The following is a 2,116-nucleotide window of genomic DNA, read 5'->3' as shown; positions in this document are numbered from 1 at the left end:
ACACGCACGACCGTGTTGCCGCCGAGCAGCCAGTCGCGCGCGGCGCCGAATGCGCGTTCGACGAAGCCGGGTTCGCGCGGCGCGGGTGGTGCGGGCGGGGCAGGGCGGGTCGAGGTGGCGGGTGCGCTGGCGGTGGTATTGGCGTGAGCGGACGCAGTGGCGGTGCGTGCAGCGGTTGCCGGTGCCGCGGCAGGGGCCGGCGTCGAAATGGATGCCGGTGTGTCGGCCCGTGCGGCGACAGGTTGTGGCGTGGGCGTGGTCGGAACGTGGGCTGGCAGCGGCACGGCGGAGGCACCGGCCGAAGCCGTTTGCGCGATGTCGCCGGAGGTTGCCGCGCCGGCCTTCGCGCCTGCCAGTTGGGCGCGCAGCGCGTCGAGTTCGCGTGTGAGCGTGTCGACGGTTGCCTCGAGGCGCGCGACGCGCTCGGCGAGCGGTAATGGGGTGGGAGGCGGCGTCGCGGAGATCGCGAACGCGTCGGCCGCGGCTCGCTGGTTTTGCTGCTTGCGTTGGCGCAGCGCGTGCCCGATGCAGAATCCGACGGCGGCCCCGAGCAGCGAGCCGCTCCCGGCCGAGAAATCCCCGATCAACGCGGCGATGCCGCCCACGATGAAACCGATTACGGCGAATGCCCAGTTCAACGCCTTGCTCCCTCTCACTGTCGTTATCGTCCTTCGATCGCGGATCGCACCGGATCGAGGTGGTTTCAGCACGGCCGGCAGGCGAACCGGCATGTGCGCGTCGTGCGGTTGAGCCTGTGTGTGAAGGGCTCGCGGCAACGTCGCGATCGGCGTGTTTGCGGCGAATGTATCACAGCGTCCGTGCGCCGATTCCCGGGTTTGACGCGGTATCGCGGCGTGCGCCGTCCGGTGTCGCCATCCGGTTTTTTGCACGGTCATGCTTTTTATTGGCGAATGCGGCGCGCGCTTTCGTCTGAATAGATCGGCGCCGGAACGGACGTGAACTTGTCGTAAAGCGACGCGTGCCGGAGGCGGCCTGGCGCAAAACCTCATGTGCCGTTTGGCGCGTTGCTGCGCACAAGTCCGCCGGGTGATGCCCGTCGTTGCTGGCGGTGCGCGTATTGCGCCGCCGCAATCGGCTGCGCGGCCCGCCCGGCGGGGCTGCCGGCCGTGTCGTATTTGCGCAAGCGTTTGTCGTAATTCGTCGGCAGGCCGGGGTTTTTTCTGGCAACTATGTAGGCACGCTATGACAAGCGCGAGTCCCCGCTACACGAGGAGAAGGTTTCGATGGATGCCCCCAAGGTTGTGGTCGAAGGTCTGTGCAAGGTGTTTGGAAGCAATCCGCAGCAGGCGCTCGACATGCTCGCCGCCGGCGCGACGAAGGACGATGTGCTCAAGCGCACCGGCCAGGTCGTCGGCGTGCACAACGTCTCCTTCGATGTGCAGGAAGGCGAAATTTTCGTGCTGATGGGCCTGTCCGGCTCCGGCAAGTCCACGCTGATCCGCCTTGTGAACCGGCTGGTCGATCCGAGCGCCGGCAAGGTGCTGATCGACGGGCTCGACGTCGCGTCGGCGCGCCGCTCGGCGCTGACCGCGCTGCGCCGCAAGGACATGAGCATGGTGTTCCAGTCGTTCGCGCTGATGCCGCATCGCACCGTCGTGTCGAATGCCGCGTTCGGGCTCGAAGTCGGCGGCATGGGCAAGAAGGAGCGCGAGCGCCGTGCGATGGAAGTGCTCGAGCAAGTCGGCCTCGCGCCGTTCTCGCACAAGCTGCCGTCCGAGCTGTCGGGCGGCATGCAGCAGCGCGTCGGCCTCGCTCGCGCGCTGGCCGTGAATCCGTCGCTGATGATCATGGACGAGGCGTTCTCCGCGCTCGATCCGCTCAAGCGCCGCGAAATGCAGGACGTGCTGCTGCAACTGCAGAAGGAGCAGCGCCGCACGATCATGTTCGTGTCGCATGATCTCGAGGAAGCGCTGCGCATCGGCAACCGCATCGCGATCATGGAGGGCGGCCGCCTCGTGCAGGTCGGCACGCCGCAGGACATCATCGCGAACCCGGCCGACGATTACGTGCGCGCGTTCTTCGACGGCATCGACACCAGCCGCTACCTCACCGCCGGCGACCTGATGCAGACGGGCGCCGTGCCGCTCGTGTCGAA

Annotated in this window: 2 pseudogenes; one reads left to right on the top strand and one right to left on the bottom strand. The window is 67.6% G+C overall.

The window, feature by feature from the left end:
- Positions 1-638: pseudogene (locus tag JMF90_RS34640) on the bottom strand (DUF2339 domain-containing protein); the annotation flags it as partial.
- Positions 639-1,014: 376 nt separating this feature from the next.
- Here JMF90_RS34640 and JMF90_RS34635 point away from each other — a divergent pair.
- A pseudogene (locus tag JMF90_RS34635) lies at positions 1,015-2,116 on the top strand (glycine betaine/L-proline ABC transporter ATP-binding protein); the annotation flags it as partial.

The organism is Burkholderia sp. E168m23 (assembly GCF_016586125.1).
GTDB lineage: Bacteria > Pseudomonadota > Gammaproteobacteria > Burkholderiales > Burkholderiaceae > Burkholderia > Burkholderia orbicola.
Note: the sequence above shows the minus strand (reverse complement) of the source record. Positions and strands in the feature narration are given on the sequence as shown.